This window comes from Pseudomonas sp. LARHCG127, assembly GCF_052871455.1.
In genome coordinates, this window is record NZ_JBIXJT010000012.1 from 66,970 (window position 1) to 87,813 (window position 20,844).

At 60.0% G+C, this 20,844-nt stretch carries 20 protein-coding genes; 3 read left to right on the forward strand and 17 right to left on the reverse strand.

Going from position 1 to position 20,844, the window contains the following annotated elements; translation table 11 throughout:
* Positions 1-75: 75 nt before the first annotated feature.
* Complete coding sequence (locus ACIPQ1_RS20375; RefSeq protein WP_186707231.1) at positions 76-1,047, forward strand: magnesium and cobalt transport protein CorA; 972 nt, start codon at positions 76-78, stop codon at positions 1,045-1,047.
* 76 nt (positions 1,048-1,123) lie between these two features.
* On the opposite strand, the gene ACIPQ1_RS20380 is transcribed toward ACIPQ1_RS20375, so the two are convergent.
* The 3 genes from ACIPQ1_RS20380 to ACIPQ1_RS20390 form a co-directional block, all read right to left on the reverse strand.
* Positions 1,124-1,858 (reverse strand): amidotransferase, encoded by a 735-nt coding sequence (locus ACIPQ1_RS20380; protein WP_186707230.1) that lies wholly within the window; start codon positions 1,856-1,858, stop codon positions 1,124-1,126.
* Between the two features lie 87 nt (positions 1,859-1,945).
* The gene (locus ACIPQ1_RS20385; protein ID WP_446534705.1) at positions 1,946-4,090 is read right to left on the reverse strand and encodes a 3-hydroxyacyl-CoA dehydrogenase NAD-binding domain-containing protein; all 2,145 of its coding nucleotides are present in this window, start codon (positions 4,088-4,090) and stop codon (positions 1,946-1,948) included.
* A 24-nt stretch (positions 4,091-4,114) separates the two neighbouring features.
* On the reverse strand, positions 4,115-5,320 hold the full coding sequence (locus ACIPQ1_RS20390; RefSeq protein WP_446534706.1) for an acetyl-CoA C-acetyltransferase: 1,206 nt from the start codon (positions 5,318-5,320) through the stop codon (positions 4,115-4,117).
* Positions 5,321-5,929: 609 nt separating this feature from the next.
* Here ACIPQ1_RS20390 and ACIPQ1_RS20395 point away from each other — a divergent pair.
* Positions 5,930-6,742, forward strand: a complete 813-nt coding sequence (locus tag ACIPQ1_RS20395; RefSeq protein WP_411385270.1) for a c-type cytochrome — start codon at positions 5,930-5,932, stop codon at positions 6,740-6,742.
* A gap of 128 nt (positions 6,743-6,870) precedes the next feature.
* Here the strand turns inward: ACIPQ1_RS20395 and ACIPQ1_RS20400 are convergent, their stop codons facing one another.
* From ACIPQ1_RS20400 to ACIPQ1_RS20465, 14 genes are all read right to left on the reverse strand, one after another.
* Complete coding sequence (locus ACIPQ1_RS20400) at positions 6,871-7,674, reverse strand: transglutaminase family protein (protein WP_250962574.1); 804 nt, start codon at positions 7,672-7,674, stop codon at positions 6,871-6,873.
* A complete protein-coding gene (locus ACIPQ1_RS20405) occupies positions 7,671-8,621 on the reverse strand; it encodes an alpha-E domain-containing protein (RefSeq protein ID WP_186707225.1) in 951 nt (316 codons plus the stop codon). The genes ACIPQ1_RS20400 and ACIPQ1_RS20405 overlap by 4 nt, the downstream gene beginning before the upstream one ends.
* 9 nt (positions 8,622-8,630) lie before the next feature.
* On the reverse strand, positions 8,631-10,040 hold the full coding sequence (locus tag ACIPQ1_RS20410; RefSeq protein WP_411385271.1) for a circularly permuted type 2 ATP-grasp protein: 1,410 nt from the start codon (positions 10,038-10,040) through the stop codon (positions 8,631-8,633).
* Between the two features lie 501 nt (positions 10,041-10,541).
* Positions 10,542-10,883: a ribonuclease E inhibitor RraB gene (locus ACIPQ1_RS20415; RefSeq protein WP_003179463.1), complete on the reverse strand. Its 342-nt coding sequence runs from the start codon at positions 10,881-10,883 to the stop codon at positions 10,542-10,544.
* A gap of 201 nt (positions 10,884-11,084) precedes the next feature.
* Complete coding sequence (locus ACIPQ1_RS20420; protein WP_186730199.1) at positions 11,085-11,321, reverse strand: hypothetical protein; 237 nt, start codon at positions 11,319-11,321, stop codon at positions 11,085-11,087.
* Positions 11,322-11,459: 138 nt separating this feature from the next.
* The gene (locus ACIPQ1_RS20425) at positions 11,460-12,068 is read right to left on the reverse strand and encodes an START domain-containing protein (RefSeq protein ID WP_250962570.1); all 609 of its coding nucleotides are present in this window, start codon (positions 12,066-12,068) and stop codon (positions 11,460-11,462) included.
* Between the two features lie 53 nt (positions 12,069-12,121).
* Complete coding sequence (locus ACIPQ1_RS20430) at positions 12,122-12,376, reverse strand: YkgJ family cysteine cluster protein (RefSeq protein ID WP_250962569.1); 255 nt, start codon at positions 12,374-12,376, stop codon at positions 12,122-12,124.
* Positions 12,377-12,523: 147 nt separating this feature from the next.
* Positions 12,524-13,000 (reverse strand): translation initiation factor 2, encoded by a 477-nt coding sequence (locus tag ACIPQ1_RS20435; protein WP_411387540.1) that lies wholly within the window; start codon positions 12,998-13,000, stop codon positions 12,524-12,526.
* A gap of 85 nt (positions 13,001-13,085) precedes the next feature.
* Positions 13,086-14,528 (reverse strand): aminotransferase-like domain-containing protein, encoded by a 1,443-nt coding sequence (locus ACIPQ1_RS20440; RefSeq protein WP_014339472.1) that lies wholly within the window; start codon positions 14,526-14,528, stop codon positions 13,086-13,088.
* A gap of 200 nt (positions 14,529-14,728) precedes the next feature.
* Positions 14,729-15,538, reverse strand: coding sequence for an OmpA family protein (locus tag ACIPQ1_RS20445; RefSeq protein WP_250962567.1), 810 nt, complete (start codon positions 15,536-15,538; stop codon positions 14,729-14,731).
* Positions 15,535-15,894, reverse strand: a complete 360-nt coding sequence (locus tag ACIPQ1_RS20450; RefSeq protein ID WP_186707219.1) for a DUF4398 domain-containing protein — start codon at positions 15,892-15,894, stop codon at positions 15,535-15,537. Before ACIPQ1_RS20450 ends, ACIPQ1_RS20445 begins: the two co-directional genes overlap by 4 nt.
* A gap of 9 nt (positions 15,895-15,903) precedes the next feature.
* A complete protein-coding gene (locus tag ACIPQ1_RS20455) occupies positions 15,904-16,728 on the reverse strand; it encodes a substrate-binding periplasmic protein (protein WP_446534707.1) in 825 nt (274 codons plus the stop codon).
* A 76-nt stretch (positions 16,729-16,804) separates the two neighbouring features.
* Positions 16,805-17,734 carry an electron transfer flavoprotein subunit alpha/FixB family protein gene (locus tag ACIPQ1_RS20460; protein WP_053123770.1) on the reverse strand — a complete coding sequence of 310 codons (930 nt, stop codon included), beginning with the start codon at positions 17,732-17,734 and terminating at the stop codon, positions 16,805-16,807.
* A gap of 2 nt (positions 17,735-17,736) precedes the next feature.
* Positions 17,737-18,486, reverse strand: coding sequence for an electron transfer flavoprotein subunit beta/FixA family protein (locus tag ACIPQ1_RS20465; RefSeq protein ID WP_003179445.1), 750 nt, complete (start codon positions 18,484-18,486; stop codon positions 17,737-17,739).
* A 544-nt stretch (positions 18,487-19,030) separates the two neighbouring features.
* Between ACIPQ1_RS20465 and ACIPQ1_RS20470 the strand changes: the two genes are divergently transcribed.
* Positions 19,031-20,695: an electron transfer flavoprotein-ubiquinone oxidoreductase gene (locus tag ACIPQ1_RS20470; RefSeq protein WP_411385274.1), complete on the forward strand. Its 1,665-nt coding sequence runs from the start codon at positions 19,031-19,033 to the stop codon at positions 20,693-20,695.
* The last annotated feature ends 149 nt before the right edge of the window (positions 20,696-20,844 follow it).

Genomic DNA, 20,844 nt, shown 5'->3' on the forward strand with positions numbered 1-20,844 from the left:
CTCTCAAGCAACAGGGCGCGTTAAGCTGAACGCTGCCTGCCACTGCCATTTTCCAATAAGAAGTGAACCACCATTATGGGTAGAGTCGTTGCCGCTGCGGTTTACAGCGCCGGTAAGAAAGTCACCAATATCACCCTCGACGAAGGCAGCGCCTGGGCTGCCAAACCGGGTCACTTTGTATGGATCGGTCTCGAAGAGCCCAGCACGCTGGAGCTGACCAACCTGCAGCGTCAATTCAACCTGCACGAACTGGCGATCGAAGACGCCATGGAGAAACACAGCCGCCCCAAGCTGGAGACCTTTGGTGATGCGCTGTTCATCGTCACGTATTCGCCGATACGCAAGGACGGCAAGCTGGAGTTCATCGAGACCCATATCTTTGCCGGCAAGGGCTACGTCATCACCGCTCGCAACGGCCATTCAGCGTCCTACGCCCACGTCCGACAGCGTTGTGAGGCACGTCCCCTCTTGCTGAAGCATGGGGAAGATTTCGTCCTCTACGCCATCCTTGATTTCGTGATTGAAAACTACCAGCCGGTAGGTGAAGCCATTCACGCCGAAATCGACGAGCTGGAACGTAACGTGTTGTGCAGCTCCCTGAACGAGCGGGATATCCAGAACCTGCACAGCTTGCGCCGCGACGTGTTGCGCCTGCGTCGCTATGCAGCACCCATGGTGGAAATCAGCGAAGAGCTGCAGCGACTCGACTTCCCCTTCATCGACAAGAACATGGGCCCGTACTTTCGCGATGTGCAGATTCATGTAACGCGGCAAATGGAAGACCTGGCGACTCTGGCCGACATCGCCAGCCAGACTATCGAAGTCGGCGTGCTGCTCGAAGCGTCGCGCCAGAGCGTGGTGCAACGCAAGTTCGCCGCTTGGGCGGCAATCCTGGCGTTTCCCACAGCCGTGGCCGGGATCTATGGGATGAACTTCGAAAATATGCCGGAGTTGGCCTGGCACTATGGGTATTTTCTGGTGCTTGGATTCATCGGAGTGGGGTGCACCGCTTTGTGGGCGAGTTTCAAGCGGTCGGGGTGGTTGTAGGCAAACATCATTCAGTGGGATTTGTGTGGCGTCCATCGCGAGCAAGCTCGCTCCCACATTAGACCGGGTGTGACCTTTAGGCTTGGCTGGTTTCAACCTGCGGCTTGTGCGCCACAAAACGCATCATCCACTCCGCCACTGTGGTGCCGTGGTGCTCATGGGCCAGGCTTGCCACGCCCTGGCTGTAGATTTGCTCGCCGAGGTGTTGCTGGCGAATCTCCAGCAAGGCCCGGGAGTAATCGTGGATAAACTCCGGGTGGCCCTGGAAGCACAGCACCTGGTCGTTGATGTGGTAGGCGGCGAACGGGCAGAAATCGCTGGAGGCGATGACGGTCGCGCTTTCGGGCAGTTCGGTGACCTGGTCCTGATGGCTGATCAGCAAGGTCAGTTCTTCCATCACCGGGCTCATCCACGGCGCCTTGGCGGCGAGTTTGTAGCGATGGGTGCCAACGCCCCAGCCTTGGGTAGCGCGTTCGGTCTTACCGCCCAGCAACAACGCCAACAGTTGATGACCGAAGCACACACCGAGCAATTTGTCGCCGCGCTGGTAGCGCTCCAGCAGGTAGGTCTTGAGGGTTTGAATCCAAGGGTCGGTGCCAAAGGAGTCCGCTTTGCTGCCGGTTACCAAGTAAGCGTCGAACGCCTCGTCATCGCTGGGGTAATGCCCCTCCATCACGTTGTACACGATGAATTCGGCCGCGATGGGCTGCTGTGAAAAAAGGCGCTGGAACATCTGCCCGTAACCCTGATATTGGTCGACCAGTTCCGGACGCAGGATATCGGTTTCCAGAATGCAGATGCGTAGCGACATAAAAAATACCTGACACGTGATGGGAATATTGCACACCCAGAGCCTGCCCTGAAACACGGTCCCAAGGCAAGCCCCTTCCCTGGTTTGTCAGAACAGTTCGTGCCGGGCGGCTTTCTCCAACAACAAGGCCGGCGGTGAGAAGCGTTCGCCGTATTGCTCGGCCAGGTACTGGGCACGACCGATAAAGTCCTGCAGGCCGTATTGGTTGATGAATTGCAGCACACCACCGGTCCAGGCCGCAAAGCCGATGCCAAGGATCGAGCCGACGTTGGCGTCGGCCGTCGAGGTCAGTACGCCCTCCTCCACGCAGCGCACGGTTTCCAGGGCCTGGATGAACAGCAGGCGATCCCGGATATCCTGCGGGGAAATCTGCCCATCGACTTTCTCGAAGCGGCTCTTTAGCTGTGGCCAAAGATACTTTTGTCCATTGGCCGGGTATTCGTAGAAGCCGGCGCCAGCGGCCTTGCCCGGACGCTTGTATTCGTTGAGCAGCAAATCAATCACGGCGAACGCAGGGTGCTCAGTCGGCGTTTTCCCTTCTGCACGCAGGTCCTTGGCGGTTTGCGTGCGGATATGGCTCATCAGGCCGAGGGAAACTTCGTCAGAGATCGCCAAAGGCCCGACCGGCATCCCGGCCTTGCGCGCTTCGGTCTCGATCATCGGCGCGCTCACGCCCTCGCCGAGCATGGCGATGCCTTCACTGGTAAAGGTGCCGAATACCCGCGACGTGAAGAAACCGCGACTGTCGTTGACCACAATCGGCGTCTTGTTGATCTGCAGGACAAAATCGAAACCCCGGGCCAGGGTCGTGTCACTGGTACGCGCGCCCCTGATGATCTCCACCAGGGGCATTTTTTCCACCGGGCTGAAGAAGTGCAGGCCAATGAACTTCGTCGGGTCCGGCACGGCCATGGCCAGGCCGGTGATAGGTAAAGTCGAGGTGTTGGAGGCGATCACCGCATCCTCTCCCGTCACTGCCTGGGCGGCGGCCGACACGCTGGCTTTCAGGGCTCGATCTTCAAATACCGCTTCGATGATCAGGTCGCAACCGGCCAGGTCCGCGTTGCTGTCGGTGGGGTGAATCCGCGCCAGTGTGGCTTCGCGCTGCTCGGCAGTGAGTTGTCCGCGGGCGACCTTTTTATCTAGCAACGCCGCGGAACGGGCCTTGCCCTTCTCGGCTGCCGCCAGATCGACATCCTTCAGCACCACCGCAATGCCGGCCACGGCGCCAGCGTAAGCAATACCAGCCCCCATCATGCCCGCACCGAGCACGCCGACTTTTTTCGTCAGATACGGCGCCAAACCTTGTGGGCGAGAGCCGCCAGCCTTGATCTCGTTGAGCTGGAACCAGAAGGTGCCGATCAGGTTCTTCGCCACCTGGCCGGTGGTCAGTTCGGTGAAGTAGCGGGTTTCGATCAGGTGGGCAGTGTCGAAATCCACCTGGGCGCCCTCTACGGCCGCGCAGAGGATCTTCTCCGGTGCCGGCAAGCAGCCCTGGGTCTTGTTGCGCAGGATCGAGGGGGCGATTGCCAACATTTGCGCGACCTTCGGGTCGGACGGCGTGCCGCCCGGCAGTCGATAGCCCTTTGCGTCCCAGGGTTGCACGACGCTGGGGTTGGCGAGAATCCAGGCCCGGGCCTTGGCCAGCAGTTCGTCACGATCCTTCGCCAGCTCATCGATCAAACCCGCCTGCAGTGCTTGTTGCGCATTGACCTTCTTGCCCTCGAGCAGGTAGGGCAAGGCCTTTTCCAAGCCGAGCAGGCGCACCATCCGCACCACCCCGCCGCCGCCCGGCAACAGGCCGAGGGTAACTTCCGGCAAGCCGAGCTGCACTGATGGCAGGTCCAGCGCCACACGATGATGGCAGGCCAGGCAGATCTCCCAACCCCCGCCAAGGGCTGCGCCATTGATGGCCGCCACCACGGGCTTGCCCAGGGTTTCCAAGGCACGCAGTTGCGCCTTGAGCAGCAGGACCCTGTCATAAAAAGCCTTGGCCTCGGGCTTGCCGACCTTGACCAGCTCGTTGAGGTCACCACCGGCAAAAAACGTGTGCTTGGCCGAGGTGATGATCACACCGGCAATCGAGTCCTTTTCAGCCTTCAAACGGGCGACGCAAGCGGCCATGGCCTCGCGGTAACGCGCATTCATGGTGTTGGCGCTCTGGCCCGGCATGTCCAGGGTCAGGACGACGATCCGGTCCTGGCCGGTTTCGTAACGGATGGCATCGGTCATGAAAGGTGTTCCTTGAAGTCGGGCTCAGAGGCGTTCGATGACGGTGGCAATGCCCATGCCGCCGCCGACACAGAGGGTCGCCAGGCCATAGCGCAGGCGACGCGCTTCCAACTCGTCGAGCAACGTGCCCAGGATTGCGCAGCCGGTGGCTCCCAAGGGATGTCCCAGGGCGATGGAACCACCATTGACGTTGACCTTGGCGGGATCGATGGCCAGGTCCCGGATGAATTTGAGCACCACCGAGGCGAAGGCTTCGTTGACTTCGAACAGGTCGATGTCCTCCACCCGCAGCCCAGCCTTGGCCAGGGCCTTGCGGGTGGCCGGTGCCGGGCCGGTGAGCATGATGGTCGGGTCGGTGCTGGTGACGGCCGTGGCGACGATTCGCGCCCGGGGTTGCAAGCCCATGGCGCGCCCCTTGGCTTCGGAACCGATCAACATCAGCGCCGCACCGTCGACGATGCCGGAACTGTTGCCCGGCGTGTGCACATGATTGATTCGCTCGACATGGCTATACACCCGTAGCGCCGTGCCATCGAAGCCCATCTGGCCCATGGCTTCGAAACTCGGCTTGAGCTTGCCCAGGCCGTCGAGCGTGGAGTCGGCGCGGATGAATTCGTCGTGGTCCAGCAGCACGATGCCATTCTGGTCCCGCACGGCCACCAGGGATTTATCGAACGAACCGTCGGCCCGGGCGCGCGCGGCTTTTTGCTGGGAATGCAGTGCGTAACCGTCGACATCCTCGCGGCTGAAGCCTTCCAGGGTGGCGATCAGGTCGGCGCCGATGCCCTGGGGTATGAAATGGCCGTGCAGGTTGGATTGCGGGTCCAGCGCCCACGCACCGCCATCGCTGCCCATGGGCACCCGGGACATGGATTCGACGCCGCCGGCCACCACCAGGTCTTCGAACCCGGAACGCACTTTCATGGCCGCCAGGTTCACCGCTTCCAGGCCCGAGGCGCAAAACCGATTGAGTTGCACGCCGGCCACACTGACATCCCAATCGGCTACCAGCGCAGCCGTCTTGGCGATATCGGCGCCCTGCTCGCCCACCGGCGTCACGCACCCGAGCACGATGTCGTCGACCTGGCTGGTGTCCAGGTCCATACGCTGCTGCAAGGCCCTGAGCAGGCCGCCCATCAGGTTCACCGGCTTGACGCTGTGCAAGGCACCATCGGCCTTGCCCTTGCCGCGAGGCGTGCGTAATGCGTCGAAAATCAAAGCTTGGGTCATGACCATCCTCGAAACCACGGGCGTAATGCGATGCCTCAACCATAAGCCCAGCGGCGCTGGATTCAATGACCACAGCGCTCAATGACGTTGACGACCACGCTCAGACGAACGGTAGCGAGCTATCGGGTTAACCGTTTCAGGAGGGCAAGCTGTCTAGCAAAAGGGCCAGCAGGAAGGTGGCAATACGCCTCATATCATTTTTATCGCTACTTGCTCAAAGCTGATACGAATTGGATCTAAGCCAAGGCGGCCGCGGCCCCTAATGTAATCCTTGTACAAGTAAGTCGTCGGGTTTTGCCGAGGCGCTTGTCGGAACAGGAAGTGCACCGCCAGCCATCATGGATATGCAGGCTGGTTTTTAGGAAATAACAAAAAGGCGGGTCAGCCATGTTCAAACAATCGAAAGTTCGCCAAGCCGGACTCATTCTCTTTGCCACGACGCTGCTGTTGATTTTGCCGAATATCACCAAGGTGATTGGCTAAACCCTGCGCGTGGGCACCTGCATCATCCAATGCGTTGTATCGCCAAAAAATGTGATGGGTTCACTGTTCGGGCTGCGATGGCTGTGCCAACCTTTGCGGCTCCCCTCGACATGGAAGGCGATCGACTTGAAAGCTCTCATTGTGTTCGGGGCGTTGCTGCTCAGCACGCCCCTTTATGCCGCGCAACTGGTGCTGGAGTTGGGCGCGAGCACGCGCACCTGGCAAACCGAAGAACTGCTCAAGCACCCGGATGTGCGAACGGTCCAGATTGCCGAGGACGTTTCCTACAAGAAACCCATGAGTTATCGAGCCGTGCCGCTGACTTCACTCCTGACGGGTATCCAGCCGGACGACCATCTGCAAGCCGTTGCCCTGGACGGATTCGCTGCCGAAATGCCCGCGGCGCCACTCCTCGACAAGAGCGGAGCCCGGGCCTGGCTGGCGATCGAGGACCCGGCCAAGCCTTGGCCGTCGCTGGGAGAAGGCAAGTCCAGTGCCGGGCCTTTTTATCTGGTCTGGACCGACCCGCAGGCGGGTCGGATCAGCCCGGAACAATGGCCCTACGCGGTGGCGAGCATCAAGCGTCTGTCGGCCGTGGCTGAGCGCTTCCCGGCCCTGCTGCCGGCGTCCGGGCTGGCCAAGGATGACCCGATCAACAAGGGTTTCGCACTGTTCCAGAAAAACTGCCTGGCGTGTCATCGGCTCAATGGCGCCGGCGATGCGCAGTTCGGTCCTGACTTGAACATTCCGTTCAATCCCACCGAATACTTCTCCGGGGATTTCCTCAAGCGCTACATCCGCGACCCGCAAGGCCTGCGACGCTGGCCACAGGGAAAAATGCCCGGGTTCTCCACAACAGTTCTGCCGGACCCAGAGCTGGAGTTGCTGGTGGGTTATTTGAAGCATATGGCGGGACGCAAGCAGCCATTGGCCCCGTGAGATCGCTTTTTTGTGGCGAGGGAGCTTGCTCCCGCTGGGCAGCGTAGCAGCCCCTTATAAAGCTTGCGAGCGCTTCGCACTCGAGCGGGAGCAAGCTCCCTCGCCACAAAAGCTCGCTCACTAAATGATCATTGTTGTTGCACCGTGATCACCGGCGCCGCTGTCACGACCAGCTTGGCGTGCATCTGCTCGCAACCGCCGCCGCGGCGCATGCCTCGCACCGGGCAGGCGTCCAGGTAATCCAGGCCCACGGCCAGTTTCAGGTGCCGCTCCGGACGGGCCAGTTGGTTGGTCACGTCAAAGCTGTACCAGGCGTCGTCCAACCAGGCTTCTGCCCAGGCATGACTCGCCAGGTGTTCGCTTTCTTCGTTGAACAGATACCCCGACACATAACGCGCCGGCACGCCCAGGCTACGGGCGCACGCCAGGAAGGCGTGGGTATGGTCCTGGCACACCCCGCTACGACCGGCAAAAGCCTGGGCCGCACTGGTCTCGATCGCCGTCGTGCCAGGGGTATAGATCATGTGCTGGTTCAGCCCCTGCATCAGGTCGATCAGCGCCGTACGATCGCGACGCTGCTGGCATTGCTGCGCGGCGAAGGTTCGAAGAGCCTCGTCCGCCTCGGTCAGCCGGGTGAAGCGCAGGAACGGCAGCGCCGACTGGCTTTCATGTTCGGCTTCGCGCGACGGATCGATATCCACCTGCCCGCGGGCGCCGATGATCACCGTTTCGTGGGGCTCATCCAGGGTCAGTACGTGCAGGATGTTTCCGAACGGATCCAGTTGCGCCCGCACAGGCCGTGGCAAATCAAGCTGCCAGCTCAGCACGTGCTGGCGTTCGCTGTCGTGGGGCGTCAGGCGCAGATATTGGATGCTGGCGCGAACCTGGTCTTCATAGTGGTAGGCCGTTTCGTGGCTGATCGAGAGTCTCATATGACCTCCAGGTAGGAACTGTGAATGGCATTGCCCAGTTCACGGACCAGTGGAATGAATTCGGTGAGCCAGGCATGCAGGCCCCCGTCGAGGATTTCGTTGATACCGGTGTAGCGCAGGCGTGCGTCCATTTCCGCCGCCAGCCGTTGTGCCTGCCGGCCGTTAGTGCCCGGCAGGCTGGCGAGGATCTGGTTGATTTCTTCAGTGCAGGCGCGCAGCGAGCGCGGCACGTCGGCGCGCAACAGCAGCAACTCCGCCACATGGCGAGCGCCCGGGGCTTCACGGTAGATCTCGGTGTAGGCCTCGAAGGACGACAAGGCCCGCAACAAGGCGCTCCATTGGTAGTACGCATGGGCCGTGCCGTCGCTGACCGCGTCGGCTTGGTCACCGGCCATTTCGTAACGGGCATCGAGCAAACGCAGGGTGTTGTCGGCCCTTTCGATAAAGGTCCCCAGGCGAATGAACCGGAACGCGTCGTTACGCATGATGGTGCCGTAGGTTGCGCCGCGAAACAGGTGCGAGCGCTCCTTGATCCACTCGCAGAAACGGCTCATGCCGTAGCGATTCAAACCTTGCTCGGCGATACCGCGAATTTCCAACCAGGTGGCATTGATGTTTTCCCACATGTCGGCGGTGATTCGCCCACGTACCGCGTGGGCACTGGCTCGCGCGGAGCCCAGGCAACTGTAGATGCTGGCTGGATTGGCCGCTTCCAGGGCAAAGAAATGCAGCAGGCGCTCGGCGTGCAGATCGCCGTGTCGCTCCCGGTAATCGTCCAGCGTGCCGGTGATCAGCAATGGCATGGCCAGCTCGTGCAGGCCGTCGCCACGCCCGTCCTGGGGCATCAACGACAATGAATAGCTCACGTCGAGCATCCGCGCGAGGTTCTCCGCCCGCTCCAGGTAGCGCGACATCCAGTACAGGTCCGAGGCGGTTCTACTCAGCATGGCAGTTCCTCAATCCTCGACCACCCAAGTGTCCTTGGTACCACCGCCCTGGGATGAATTCACCACCAGGGAGCCCTCGCGCAGCGCCACCCGTGTCAGCCCGCCAGGGACCACGCGGGTCTCGCGGCCGGCCAGCACGAACGGACGCAAGTCGATGTGGCGCGGGGCGATGCCGTTTTCGACAAAGGTCGGGCAGGTCGAGAGCGACAACGTCGGCTGGGCGATGTAGGCGTGCGGCTTGGCCTTGATCCGCTCGCGAAAGGCATCGATCTGCGCCGTGGTCGCGGCTGGCCCCACCAGCATTCCATAACCGCCGGAACCCTGGGTTTCCTTGACCACCAGGTCGGGAAGATTCGCCAGTACGTGGGAAAGCTCAGCGGGATTACGGCACTGCCAGGTAGGAACGTTCTTCAGGATCGGCTCTTCGTCCAGGTAAAAACGGATCATGTCGGTGACGAACGGGTACACCGATTTGTCATCCGCTACACCTGTGCCGATGGCATTGGCCAGCACCACATTGCCGGAGCGATAGGAGGACAACAGCCCCGGCACGCCGAGCATTGAATCTGGATTGAAGGCCAGGGGATCGAGGAACGCATCGTCGAGGCGACGGTAGATTACATCCACCGCTTTCGGGCCGTCGGTGGTGCGCATGAACACTTTGTCATCCCGGACGAACAGGTCGGCGCCTTCCACCAATTCCACGCCCATTTCCCGGGCGAGGAACGCGTGCTCGAAGAACGCGCTGTTGAAACGCCCCGGCGTCAGCACCACGACGCTGGGGTCGTCCAGTGGGCTGGAGCTTTTCAGGGTGTCGAGCAGCAGGTTCGGATAATGGTCAATGGGAGCGATGCGCTGGGCGGCGAACAGTTCGGGAAACAGGCGCATCATCATCTTGCGGTCTTCGAGCATGTAGCTGACACCGCTAGGCGTACGAAGATTGTCTTCGAGCACGTAGTACGTACCGTCACCGTCGCGCACCAGATCGACACCGCAAATGTGCGCATAGATGTCACGGTGCAGGTCCAGCCCCTGCATCGCCAGTTGATATTGCTCGTTGGCCAGCACCTGCTCGGCGGGAATGATGCCGGCGCGGATGATCCGTTGTTCGTGGTAGAGGTCGGCCAGGAACATGTTCAGCGCCTTGACCCGCTGGATGCAGCCGCGCTCCACCTCCCGCCATTCGCTGGCCGGAATGCTGCGCGGGATCGTGTCGAACGGAATCAGGCGCTCGGTCCCCTGTTCGTCACCGTAGAGCGTGAACGTAATGCCGGCACGATGAAACAACAGGTCGGCTTCGCGCCTGCGTTGCGCCAGCAGTTCGTCAGGCGTGTCGGCCAACCAGCGGGCAAACGCCTGGTAGTGCGGCCGGACCTGGCCGTCGGCGTCGTACATTTCATCAAAACCGCTGCGGATCATGCCGTACTCCTTGTCACCCTGGCAGCAAGCTTCGCAAGCCCCGTGCCATCGGCATAAACGCTTTATGATCAACGGGTTGGATTCTCCATTCTCAGGCCGCGCACTTTTATGGTGCGGCAAATCCCCCCAACCCGCTGCCCCCCGCTTCATTGCGACGCAGGGGCGTCGCTTTCATGAGCATAGTCACGGAAAAACGACGCGGCTTGGTCTCGATACAGTTAGGTACAAAACCTGGAGGAGAGGATGGTGGTGAGTCAGCGGGAAAGTGATGTTGGTTTGCGGCCGCCATCGCGAGCAAGCTCGCTCCCACAATGGATTATCGGTGAGCTCCCCTGTGGGAGCCGAGCTTGCTCGCGATGGCGTCGGCACATTCAACATTGATGCAAGCTGGCCCACCGTCATCGCGAGCAAGCTCGGCTCCCACAAAGGTCCCGGCTAGTCGCAGACATGAAAACGGCCGACACAAAGGTCAGCCGTTGCTGTGGTTGCGGTAACTGATTGTCAGGCCTGCAGGCGCCGGATCTCTTGCTTGACGCCCCACCCTTCGATCACGCCACCCAAAGGTTCGACGACGGCCTCGAAGTCTTGCTCGAAGTCGCCAATATCATCGTAAGTGGCGTACATCACCCGGCTCAGTTCCAATGACCAAGCCCCGTCGTCCCGTGCACTGATCTGCGCGTTCAACGATTCTCCCCGAAAATGACCTGCCGCCCTGCGCGCCCGCTCCTCGTCCGGGAAAATGGCGTAGAACTCAATGGGATGGAATCGGGAAAAATCGAAACCGCCTTCTTTCATGCGGCGCAATACGCTGGTGCTGATGTCTTCTTGATAGGCTGTGCTCATGAAACGTCCTCCTAAAACCGATGGATAGACTTTCCGTCTTCCCGTGCGTGAAGCCCGCAGGCTGCAAGCGATACGGCATCAAATGACCGTCGGGACACAAGCATGTAGCTGACAAGACCGGACCTTGGCGATCCTTTCGCTGATCTCAATTGCAGAGTAGCCGCAAGTGATGGCCACTGCCAAGCGAGACCAGGCAAGGTTTCATGAAATTGGTGTAATGCTGACGATTTCGATACTGTTCTGGGACTTGAGATTCTTGACCGTCGGGTCTTCGGTGCGGTTCTCCAAGTCGTTCATATCCAGCTTGTTGAGCACTGGAAGCAACCTTTCGCGAATCAGTTGGGCAGCCTGCTCCATGGTGGGCTTCTGGTCATAGTCGAACTGCTCGACGGTGGTTTCACCGTGATCGTCAATGAAAGTGATTTCCCACTTTTGCATCAGTGTCTCCTTGATCAATTCAGGACCTGGCTTACCTCTATCTCGACATTGGCGGCGGGACAATCGTTCCGCTGGAAGTTCGGACGGCACACATGAAAAGACCGCCTCGGGGGCGGTCTCTTCATCAGCGAATACTGTTTATTTTTCAGCGCGCTCTTTCAACGCTTTCAATGTATTAAACGGCGCATCCACCACGAACTTGTTGGCCACCATGGACGGTACGCTACCACCCGGCTCGGTATGGACCTGATAGATCACTTCGACCTGGTCTGCGCCCTTGGGGGTGAACTTCCAGAAACCGTCGACCTTGGTCACACGCACAAAACCCTTCTCCTCAGGCAAGTACTCAGGTAAGCCCTTGAGCTTGCGGGTCAGGCTGCCATCGGTGCCCTCCTCGGTCGTGACTTCCAGCACCGAGTCCCGGGGCGTCACCGGCCATGGCGTGTTGAACTGGGTGTAGGTCCAGCTCTGATTGCCTTCGTGCTTGAGCAGTTTCTGGCTCTTGCACTCATGAATCCAGGCGCAGGCGCCCGCTACGTCCTCTTGCAAGCTGCGCAGCTTGGCCATGGAGGTTTTCATCACTGTCACGCCACGATAAGCCTTGTACTCGGAGCCCGCTACTTCACTGAGGGAAACCTTGATGCCGTCCTTCTCCTTGGCAACCTGCCAGTCTTCTGCCTGAGCGGTGGCCGTTGCCAGCAATACGGTCAACCCACACAACACAGCCATACGATGCAGCGAACCCATAGTGTTTTCCTTATTGTCCAAGTTCGTTTATTTCGGATCCGTTCATTGACCCATCACGCTGCCGTGACTTGCTCCCACCAACCGATCAAGCGGATGGCCTCTTCACTGCTGTCGCCGCACACCTCGATGTCGGCTTCGAACGCCGAGCATACCGCCGGACGCTCCGACTGGCCGAAGATCTGGCACAGGTTATCGACGGACAATTGCACGCACCGTTCTCCCGCAGGCTTGCCTAGGGGCATCCCAGGGATAGGCGAACTGATAGAGGGGGCGATGCAACAGGCACCACAGCCTTCACGGCATTTCACGACAACCACATCCTCGCGACAGTAATGATGAGTAACAGAACACAGAGTAACGGCTAAAACACCCGTTTTAAATTCCCGCCTGCGTGTTTTTTTGCCCTTGGCGAGATGACCGAACGGTCAGTGACGAGCGGCACGCCTGTGAGAGGCCTACTGCTTGAATTCAAACTCCAGCGCCGCACCTTCCACCTCATTACGCTCCTGATTGCGCAGCGGCAGTTGCATTTCATTGCTCAACAGCCGGCCATTGAGCTGGAACGGTCCGGGCTTATCTCCAAACATTGACGGCAAGAGCGGTTCACGCTTGGGCGGCTGCACTTTACCCGGTGGCTGCAGTTCCTCGACCATGTCATGGGGCAGGCTCAAGTCCAGCTTGGCCGGCGGCAATGGGGTCTTGGCGACTTCACGGGCGGATTTGCTCTTGGAGGCGATGGGCGCGCGCTTTTTCTTCGCCGCAGTCGCCTTTTTAGGGGAAGGCTTCTTGGCCGCTGTGTTTTTTTTCGGCCCGTCTTTCGTGGCACTGGCGGCCGGTTTTTCCTGCGTCGAAGCCGCCACGGCAATGCCTCCCATTTGGAAGGCACTCAACAGGCCGATCAAAACCCAGGCAACAGGAACAATGGCTTTCATAGACACAACGGCACTGACGGCAGAGATCCCCATGCTCGCCTGATAATCAGGCGCTGACAAGCACATCAAGCTAAGCCGCTGATTTCTATAGGAACCCGTTAGCCGTCTCTTGGCACAATTGCGTCGCCAACAACCCCAGCGTCATCAGGGCCCGCTCTGCCTCGCGGTTCCAGGGTGTGCCGCAGTTCAAGCGAATGCAGTGGTTGAACTGCTCGGTGTTGCTGAAAATAAGCCCTGGGGCGATGCTGATGCCTTGTTGCAACGCCCGCACATGCAATTCCTGGGTATTGACCCGCCCCGGTAGACTGACCCACAGGATGAACCCGCCAGTGGGACGGCTCATTTGCGTGCCTTCGGGGAAATACTGTTGCACCGCCAGCTGGAAAGCGCTGAGGTTCTTGCGGTACTCCTGGCGGATATAGCGCAAATGTCGGTCATAGCCGCCGTTTTCCAGGTACGCGGCAATGCCCATTTGCGTGACGCTGCACGCCGAGTGAGTGCTGAAGGTCTGGAGCCGCTGTATTTCCTGCTGGAATTTCCCCGCGATCATCCAGCCGATGCGCACGCCCGGTGACAATGTCTTGGAAAAACTCGAACAATAGATGACCCGATCCAGCCGGTCGTAGGCCTTGAGGGCCTTGGTGCGGCCCTGCTCGAACATCAGCTCGCCATAGATATCGTCCTCGACGATCTGGATATCGAAGTCCGACGCCAGGCGCAGCAACTGCTTTTGTCGCTCTTCGGGCATGGTGCCGCCGAGGGGATTGCTCAGGCGCGTGGTCAGCACCAAGGCCTTGATCGACCACTGGTTGGCCGCCAACTGCAAGGCCTCCAGGCTCATACCGGTAACCGGGTCGCTGGGAATCTCGATGACCTTGAGCCCCAACAGATCCGCCAGTTGCAGCAAGCCGTAGTAGGTCGGCGACTCGGCGGCGATCAAGTCCCCCGGCCGCGTCAGCACCCGCAAGGACATCTGCAACGCATCGACACAGCCATGGGTAATCACGACTTCGGAAGGGTCCACCACGACACCGGCATCGCGCATGCGAATCGCCACTTGACGCCGCAACGGCTCGAAGCCCGGGCTGAACATGTAGCTGAACGCCCGCGGGCTGTGGAAACGCGTGACCTTGGCCAATTGCTGATGCAGGGCCCGAACCGGCAGATAGTCGACGCTCGGCACCGCCGCGCCCAGGGGGAATACCCCTTCGCGGCGCGACTCGACCAATACCTGCTGGATGATGCTGCTGCGCGTCACCAGCCCCGGACGCTCAACCCGGGCAATGTCCGGCGTCGGTGCAGTCAGGGCCGGCGTCTGGTGAACGTAGTAGCCCGATTGCGGCCGTGCGCGAATCAGCCCCTGGTCTTCAAGGTTCGCATAGGCCTGCAGCACCGTGGCGTGGCTGACGTTGAGCTGCGAGCTCATCTTGCGCACCGAAGGCACACGTTCACCAGGCTGATACACACCGCGCCGGATGTCTTCAGCCAGCTGTTGAGCAATACGTTGATAGAGCAGGAGGTTGGTCATGACGCAGCACTCGATTTCACGGGCATTTTATTCTTGTCGGAAACGATACCGGAACAGTTTAGAAGTGTACTGGGACAGTTGCCAGATTACTCGACAGTACAGTGGAGTGACAGCTCTAACTGTACTCATCCCGCATCGATTGCAGGGCCAAAAAAACCCGGCGCCTTTTACAGGGGCCGGGTTTTCCAGTGACGCAGCCCTTAGCGGGCGGCGCCGAGCTGGCCTTTTTCGTCGGAGAACACAATTTCAACGCGACGGTTCTGTGCCCGGCCACGCTCGGAAGCGTTGACGTCCACCGGATACTCATCACCGTAGCCTTCGACCTGGATGCGTTTTTCATCAATCCCCAAGTCCACCAGCACATCCGCCACCGACTGTGCGCGGTCGCGGGACAGCTTGAGGTTTTCCTGCTTGCCGCCGGTGCTGTCGGTGTACCCCTCGATACGCACCACGCGCTTGGGATTGAGCTGCAAGAACTGCACGATCTTGAGCACGACCCGGTTGGCCGAGTTTTTCAGTTCCGCTTCGCCGGTGTCGAACAGCACGTCACCCAAGGTCATCACCAAGCCGCGATCAGTCTGGGTGGTCGCCATCGCCATGATCTGTTCTTCGAGCCATTTGCCCTGCTGCTGCACGCTCAACAATTTGGACTCACGCAAGGCCAATTGCAGGCGCTGGCGCTCCAGTTCGAGCTTCGCCGCACGCTCTTCGTTGAGCACCTGGTTGCTGTGCTCTCGGGCGATCGCACTGTAGCGCTGGCTCAGGTAGGCGTAATGCTGCACATCCTCACCGCTGCCCCAGTAGCTGGACAGGCGATCGGCACGGGCCAGGGACTCGCCAGCGCGGATCACATCCCGGGGCGCGGCACGCAATACGTTGGCGTCTTCCTTGACCTTCTGGAAATCGGTGCTGGCCTGTTCGAGCGCCGCTTCGCTGCGCTGGCCGGCGCAGCCATACAAGCTGGCAAGGCTGGCGAGGACCAGGCCGCCCAATACGTGGGAGTGCTTCATTGGGCATCCTCCCTCAATTGTTTGCGCAAGCGCTTGATGCGGGTGTCGAGCACGTTCAGTTGCTCCTGGCTCTTGAGGGTCAGCACCTTCGCTTCGGCCAGTCGAGCGTCGAGTTCAGCCTGTTCGGCCCGCATGCGCGCCTTCTTGTAGGATTCGTCTGCCATGTTGGATTTGGCGCGGGCGAATTTTTCTTCAGCCAGTTTCAATTCGGGCACTTCGTCGACGGTGGCGCCAACGGCCCGGGCTTGCTTCAATGCCTGTTCGGTCAGGCGGATCTGTTCATTCGGCGCCGGATCGGCTGCGCAGCCCGCCAGAGCCAGAACGGCCAGGGCAGCGAAAAGAGGTCGAATAGTCACTAATGTTCCCTACTGTTTGGGGGCACTGACAGGTGGCTGCAACTGTGTGTTCCAACGCTCGAGATTGCGCTGCAACACAGCCTCCGTCAGACCGGACGCGGCCAATTCTGTCATCTTTTGCGCCAGCTGTCCGCGTAACCATGGGTCATTGCAGGCGGAGTTATGGGAAACCGCGAGGAACAGCCCGGGCTTGTCCACCGGTTGCGATGCGGCTTGCAGGTCGCTGGCCATCCCCAGTGTCTGCGCCATCGCCAGGCCCGAATAGCGCCCTGCCAGGACATATTCCACCTCTCCCAACAGCAATTTCTGAAAGGCCTGGGTCAGGTTGGGCGTGCGCACCAGGGATAGTTTCTGCTCGGCAAAGACGCCAAATTCCTGGGTCATGCGAGACTTTTCCGACAAGGCGCCGGAGTGACCGTGAAGATCTTCGGGCTGGTTGATGTCCAGGCTCGAGTCCTTGCGTGTCCAGACCAGGTAATCGTTTTCCAGCAAGGGCGGATGAACGTAATCCAGCGCATCAAGCCCGGTGGTGGTCAGCGGAGCGTCGGTGAGCAGGTCCATGCGCCCACTGCGCACTTCGTCCAGCGCCTGGGCGCGCTTGCCGGCATACAGCAGTTCGATTTTGATCCCCAGCTCCGCCGCGACGTGCGCCAGCAGATCGGCACCGGCACCGATCAGGTGCTTGGGGTCTTGAGGGTCTTGCCAGAGGTAAGGCGGTGCGTCCGGGCTGCCGGTGGCGATCAGTCGTTCACATTTGCCGGCGGCGAAAGACAGGCCCGGCACGAACGCCAACGCCCACAACAACGACCAGCCGGTCAAGCGGCGCAGATCCATGGCGATAAGCTCCTCTGATGCGGAAAATAAAAAGCCCGGCCAAAGGGCCGGGCTCTTTATAAGTGAAGACGCCGGATTAGACCAGCTTCTCCAGCTCAGGGATGGCTTCGAACAAGTCCGCTACCAAGCCGTAGTCAGCCACCTGGAAGATCGGCGCTTCTTCATCCTTGTTGATCGCAACGATCACCTTGGAATCTTTCATGCCGGCCAGGTGCTGGATCGCGCCAGAGATACCGACGGCGATGTACAGCTGTGGTGCAACGATCTTGCCGGTCTGGCCGACCTGCATGTCGTTCGGCACAAAACCGGCGTCGACCGCGGCGCGGGAAGCACCGACAGCGGCGCCCAGCTTGTCGGCCAGGGCGTACAGGTGCTTGAAGTTGTCACCGTTCTGCATGCCGCGACCGCCGGAAACGACGATCTTGGCAGCGGTCAGTTCAGGACGGTCGGACTTGGCCAGTTCTTCGTTGACGAAGCTGGAGATGCCGGCGTCGTGAGCAGCGCCTACGGCTTCAACCGCAGCCGAGCCACCTTCGGCGGCAACCGGGTCGAAACCGGTGGCACGGACGGTGATGACCTTGATCGCAGCGGTCGATTGCACGGTGGCAATGGCGTTGCCGGCGTAGATCGGACGCTTGAAGGTGTCAGCGCTTTCTACCGAGATGATCTCGGAGATCTGGTCGACGTCCAGTGCGGCAGCAACGCGCGGCAGGATGTTCTTGCCGTTCGAGGTGGCGGCAGCCAGGATGTGGCTGTAGCCCTTGCCTAGCTCAGCTACCAGCGGCGCAACGTTTTCCGGCAACTGGTGAGCGTAGGCGGCGTTGTCGGCCGACAGCACTTTTGCCACGCCAGCGATTTTCGCAGCGGCTTCGGCAACGGCGCTTGCGCCCTGCCCGGCCACCAGGACGTGCACGTCACCACCGATTTTGGCAGCGGCTGCAACGGTGTTCAGCGTGGCCGGAGCCAGCGCCTTGTTATCGTGTTCGGCGATTACCAAGATAGTCATAGTCAGATTACCTTCGCTTCGTTTTTCAGTTTCTCGACCAGTTCAGCCACCGACTTGACCTTGATGCCCGCGCTGCGTGCAGCCGGCGCTTCGACTTTGACGGTCTTGTTGGTAGAGGCGGTGGAAACACCCAAAGCATCCGGAGTCAGCACTTCAAGGGGCTTCTTCTTGGCTTTCATGATGTTTGGCAACGACGCATAACGCGGCTCGTTCAAACGCAGGTCGGTGGTGACGATGGCCGGCAGTTTCAGGGAAACGGTCTGCGCGCCGCCGTCGATCTCGCGGGTCACGGCAACGCTGTCGCCGGACACTTCGACTTTCGAAGCGAAGGTGCCCTGACCGTAGCCGCTCAATGCCGCGAGCATCTGGCCGGTCTGGTTGTTGTCGCTGTCGATGGCCTGTTTGCCGAGGATTACCAGCGATGGCTGTTCCTTGTCAACGACGGCCTTGAGCAGCTTGGCCACGGCCAGGGAGGTCAGGTCTTCGGCGGATTCGACGAGGATGGCGCGATCGGCACCCAGGGCCAGCGCGGTGCGCAGTTGTTCCTGGGCGGTGGTCGGGCCGATGGAGACGACGACGATTTCCGTTGCCACGCCTTTCTCTTTCAGGCGGACGGCTTCTTCCACGGCGATTTCGCAGAAGGGGTTCATCGACATCTTGACGTTGGCGAGGTCGACGCCGGAGTTGTCCGCCTTGACGCGAACCTTGACGTTATAGTCGACCACTCGTTTGACAGCTACAAGAACCTTCATGGATTCCTCGTTACTCTCCGGTGAAAAAAAGTCGCCTAGGCGAACCTGGCGGTTGATGCTCATGGGCGCAAGGGCACCTCTAAAAACGCCGGCATGAACCACACATGACCCAGCTCACGGGAGTGAAGACCATTCGTCAGTGATGACCGATGAGTCATTCATTATCGCGGCGTGTAAACTGCGCCTGGGAACCGCGCAATACGTCACTTTGTGCTGCCTTCGCCCTGTCTTTAGAGGTGCTCTTGGAACCAACAGTCAGCCTACGGCGAGCGCAAAACCGCCCGTATCTTGACCGGAACGCCTATTCCGGTCAATACGGCAAAATGGTCAGTCATAAGCCGTACGTCAGTGATTTATCTGGGCTGCGGCAATTTCAAACAAACGTTTGTATTGGACCCTGAGAGTGGTGTAGATATAATGCGCCGCTTAAGAGAGACCCGCGTTTCATCCATTGCCGCTTTCGTCGCTTTTCGCGAAGGAAACAACGGATGCAACGCCAAACCTCCAATTAGAAAAACTGTGAGCCTTGAGTAGGAGATAGCCTGTGGAACGCGAATACATGGAATTCGACGTGGTCATCGTCGGTGCCGGCCCCGCTGGCCTGTCTGCCGCTTGCCGACTGAAACAGAAGGCCGCCGAAGCCGGTAAGGAAATCAGCGTCTGCGTGGTCGAAAAAGGTTCCGAAGTCGGCGCGCACATCCTCTCCGGCGCGGTGTTCGAACCCCGCGCCTTGAATGAGCTGTTCCCGGACTGGAAAGAACTGGGCGCACCGTTGAACACGCCCGTCGTACGCGATGACATTTATGTCCTGAGAAACGCCGAGGCCGCGAGCAAAATCCCTGACTTCTTTGTGCCCAAGACCATGCACAACGAAGGCAACTATATTATTTCCCTGGGCAACCTGTGCCGCTGGCTGGCCCAGCAAGCCGAGAATCTGGGCGTGGAAATCTACCCGGGCTTCGCCGCCCAGGAAGCGCTGTTCGACGAAAACGGCGTGGTTCGCGGAATCATCACCGGCGACCTGGGTGTCGACCGCGAAGGCAATCCGAAGGAAGGCCTCTACACCCCCGGCATGGAATTGCGTGGCAAATACACGCTATTCGCCGAAGGCTGCCGTGGTCACATCGGCAAGCAACTGATCAAGCGCTTCAACCTGGACAGCGAGGCCGACGCCCAGCACTACGGCATCGGCCTGAAGGAAATCTGGGAAATCGACCCGGCCAAACATCAACCCGGCCTGGTGGTGCACACTGCTGGCTGGCCGCTGGACATCATGGGCACCGAGAACACCGGCGGATCCTTCCTCTATCACCTGGAAAACAACCAGGTGGTGGTCGGCCTGATTATCGACCTGTCCTACAGCAACACCTTCCTGTCGCCGTTCGACGAGTTCCAGCGCCTCAAGCACCACCCGGTGCTCAAGCAGTACCTGGAAGGCGGCAAACGCGTCAGCTACGGCGCCCGTGCCATCTGCAAGGGCGGCCTGAACTCGCTGCCGAAAATGGTCTTCAAGGGCGGCGCACTGATCGGTTGCGACCTCGGCACCCTGAACTTCGCCAAGATCAAGGGCAGCCACACCGCCATGAAATCCGGCATGCTCGCCGCCGAGGCCGTGGCCGATCGCCTGTTCGTCGAATCCGAAGGCGGCGATGAACTGACCGCCTACGTCGACAGCTTCAAGAACAGCTGGCTGTACGAAGAACTGTTCGCCAGCCGCAACTTCGGTGCGGCGATCCACAAATACGGCGCAATCATCGGTGGCGGCTTCAACTGGCTCGACCAGAACATCTTCGGCGGCAAGATTCCGTTCACTCTGCATGACAACAAGCCCGACTACGCGTGCCTGAAACTGGCGGCCGATTGCAAGAAGATCGACTACCCGAAACCGGACGGCAAGATCAGCTTCGACAAACTCAGCTCGGTGTTCATCTCCGGTACCAACCACGAAGAAGAACAACCCTGCCACCTGAAGCTGACCGACCCGAGCATCCCGATCAGCAAGAACCTACCGCTGTACGATGAACCGGCCCAGCGCTACTGCCCGGCTGGCGTGTACGAAGTGGTGACCAAGGAAGACGGCGAGAAGCGCTTCCAGATCAACGCCCAGAACTGCGTCCACTGCAAGACCTGCGACATCAAGGACCCTGCGCAGAACATCACCTGGGTATCGCCGGAAGGCGCTGGCGGGCCGACTTACCCGAACATGTAAGCCGACACGCCGAACATCGAGGCTCCCGCAATGGGGGCCTTTTTGTTGCCCCCGATTCAAAAAACACCGCAACCCCATGTGGGAGCGAGCTTGCTCGCGATAGCTATTGTTCATTCAACAAAGATGTCGACTGATACACCGCTATCGCG

Bases quoted from the DNA above. Each gene is read 5' to 3' on its own strand.
- ACIPQ1_RS20390 (WP_446534706.1), bottom strand. From the start codon at position 5,320: ATGACCCAAGCTTTGATTTTCGACGCATTACGCACGCCTCGCGGCAAG.
- ACIPQ1_RS20400 (WP_250962574.1), bottom strand. From the start codon at position 7,674: ATGAGACTCTCGATCAGCCACGAAACGGCCTACCACTATGAAGACCAG.
- ACIPQ1_RS20445 (WP_250962567.1), bottom strand. From the start codon at position 15,538: ATGAAGCACTCCCACGTATTGGGCGGCCTGGTCCTCGCCAGCCTTGCC.
- ACIPQ1_RS20410 (WP_411385271.1), bottom strand. From the start codon at position 10,040: ATGATCCGCAGCGGTTTTGATGAAATGTACGACGCCGACGGCCAGGTC.
- ACIPQ1_RS20460 (WP_053123770.1), bottom strand. From the start codon at position 17,734: ATGACTATCTTGGTAATCGCCGAACACGATAACAAGGCGCTGGCTCCG.
- ACIPQ1_RS20440 (WP_014339472.1), bottom strand. From the start codon at position 14,528: ATGACCAACCTCCTGCTCTATCAACGTATTGCTCAACAGCTGGCTGAA.
- ACIPQ1_RS20385 (WP_446534705.1), bottom strand. From the start codon at position 4,090: ATGACCGATGCCATCCGTTACGAAACCGGCCAGGACCGGATCGTCGTC.
- ACIPQ1_RS20405 (WP_186707225.1), bottom strand. From the start codon at position 8,621: ATGCTGAGTAGAACCGCCTCGGACCTGTACTGGATGTCGCGCTACCTG.
- ACIPQ1_RS20375 (WP_186707231.1), top strand. From the start codon at position 76: ATGGGTAGAGTCGTTGCCGCTGCGGTTTACAGCGCCGGTAAGAAAGTC.
- ACIPQ1_RS20465 (WP_003179445.1), bottom strand. From the start codon at position 18,486: ATGAAGGTTCTTGTAGCTGTCAAACGAGTGGTCGACTATAACGTCAAG.
- ACIPQ1_RS20455 (WP_446534707.1), bottom strand. From the start codon at position 16,728: ATGGATCTGCGCCGCTTGACCGGCTGGTCGTTGTTGTGGGCGTTGGCG.
- ACIPQ1_RS20420 (WP_186730199.1), bottom strand. From the start codon at position 11,321: ATGCAAAAGTGGGAAATCACTTTCATTGACGATCACGGTGAAACCACC.
- ACIPQ1_RS20435 (WP_411387540.1), bottom strand. From the start codon at position 13,000: ATGAAAGCCATTGTTCCTGTTGCCTGGGTTTTGATCGGCCTGTTGAGT.
- ACIPQ1_RS20380 (WP_186707230.1), bottom strand. From the start codon at position 1,858: ATGTCGCTACGCATCTGCATTCTGGAAACCGATATCCTGCGTCCGGAA.
- ACIPQ1_RS20415 (WP_003179463.1), bottom strand. From the start codon at position 10,883: ATGAGCACAGCCTATCAAGAAGACATCAGCACCAGCGTATTGCGCCGC.
- ACIPQ1_RS20425 (WP_250962570.1), bottom strand. From the start codon at position 12,068: ATGGGTTCGCTGCATCGTATGGCTGTGTTGTGTGGGTTGACCGTATTG.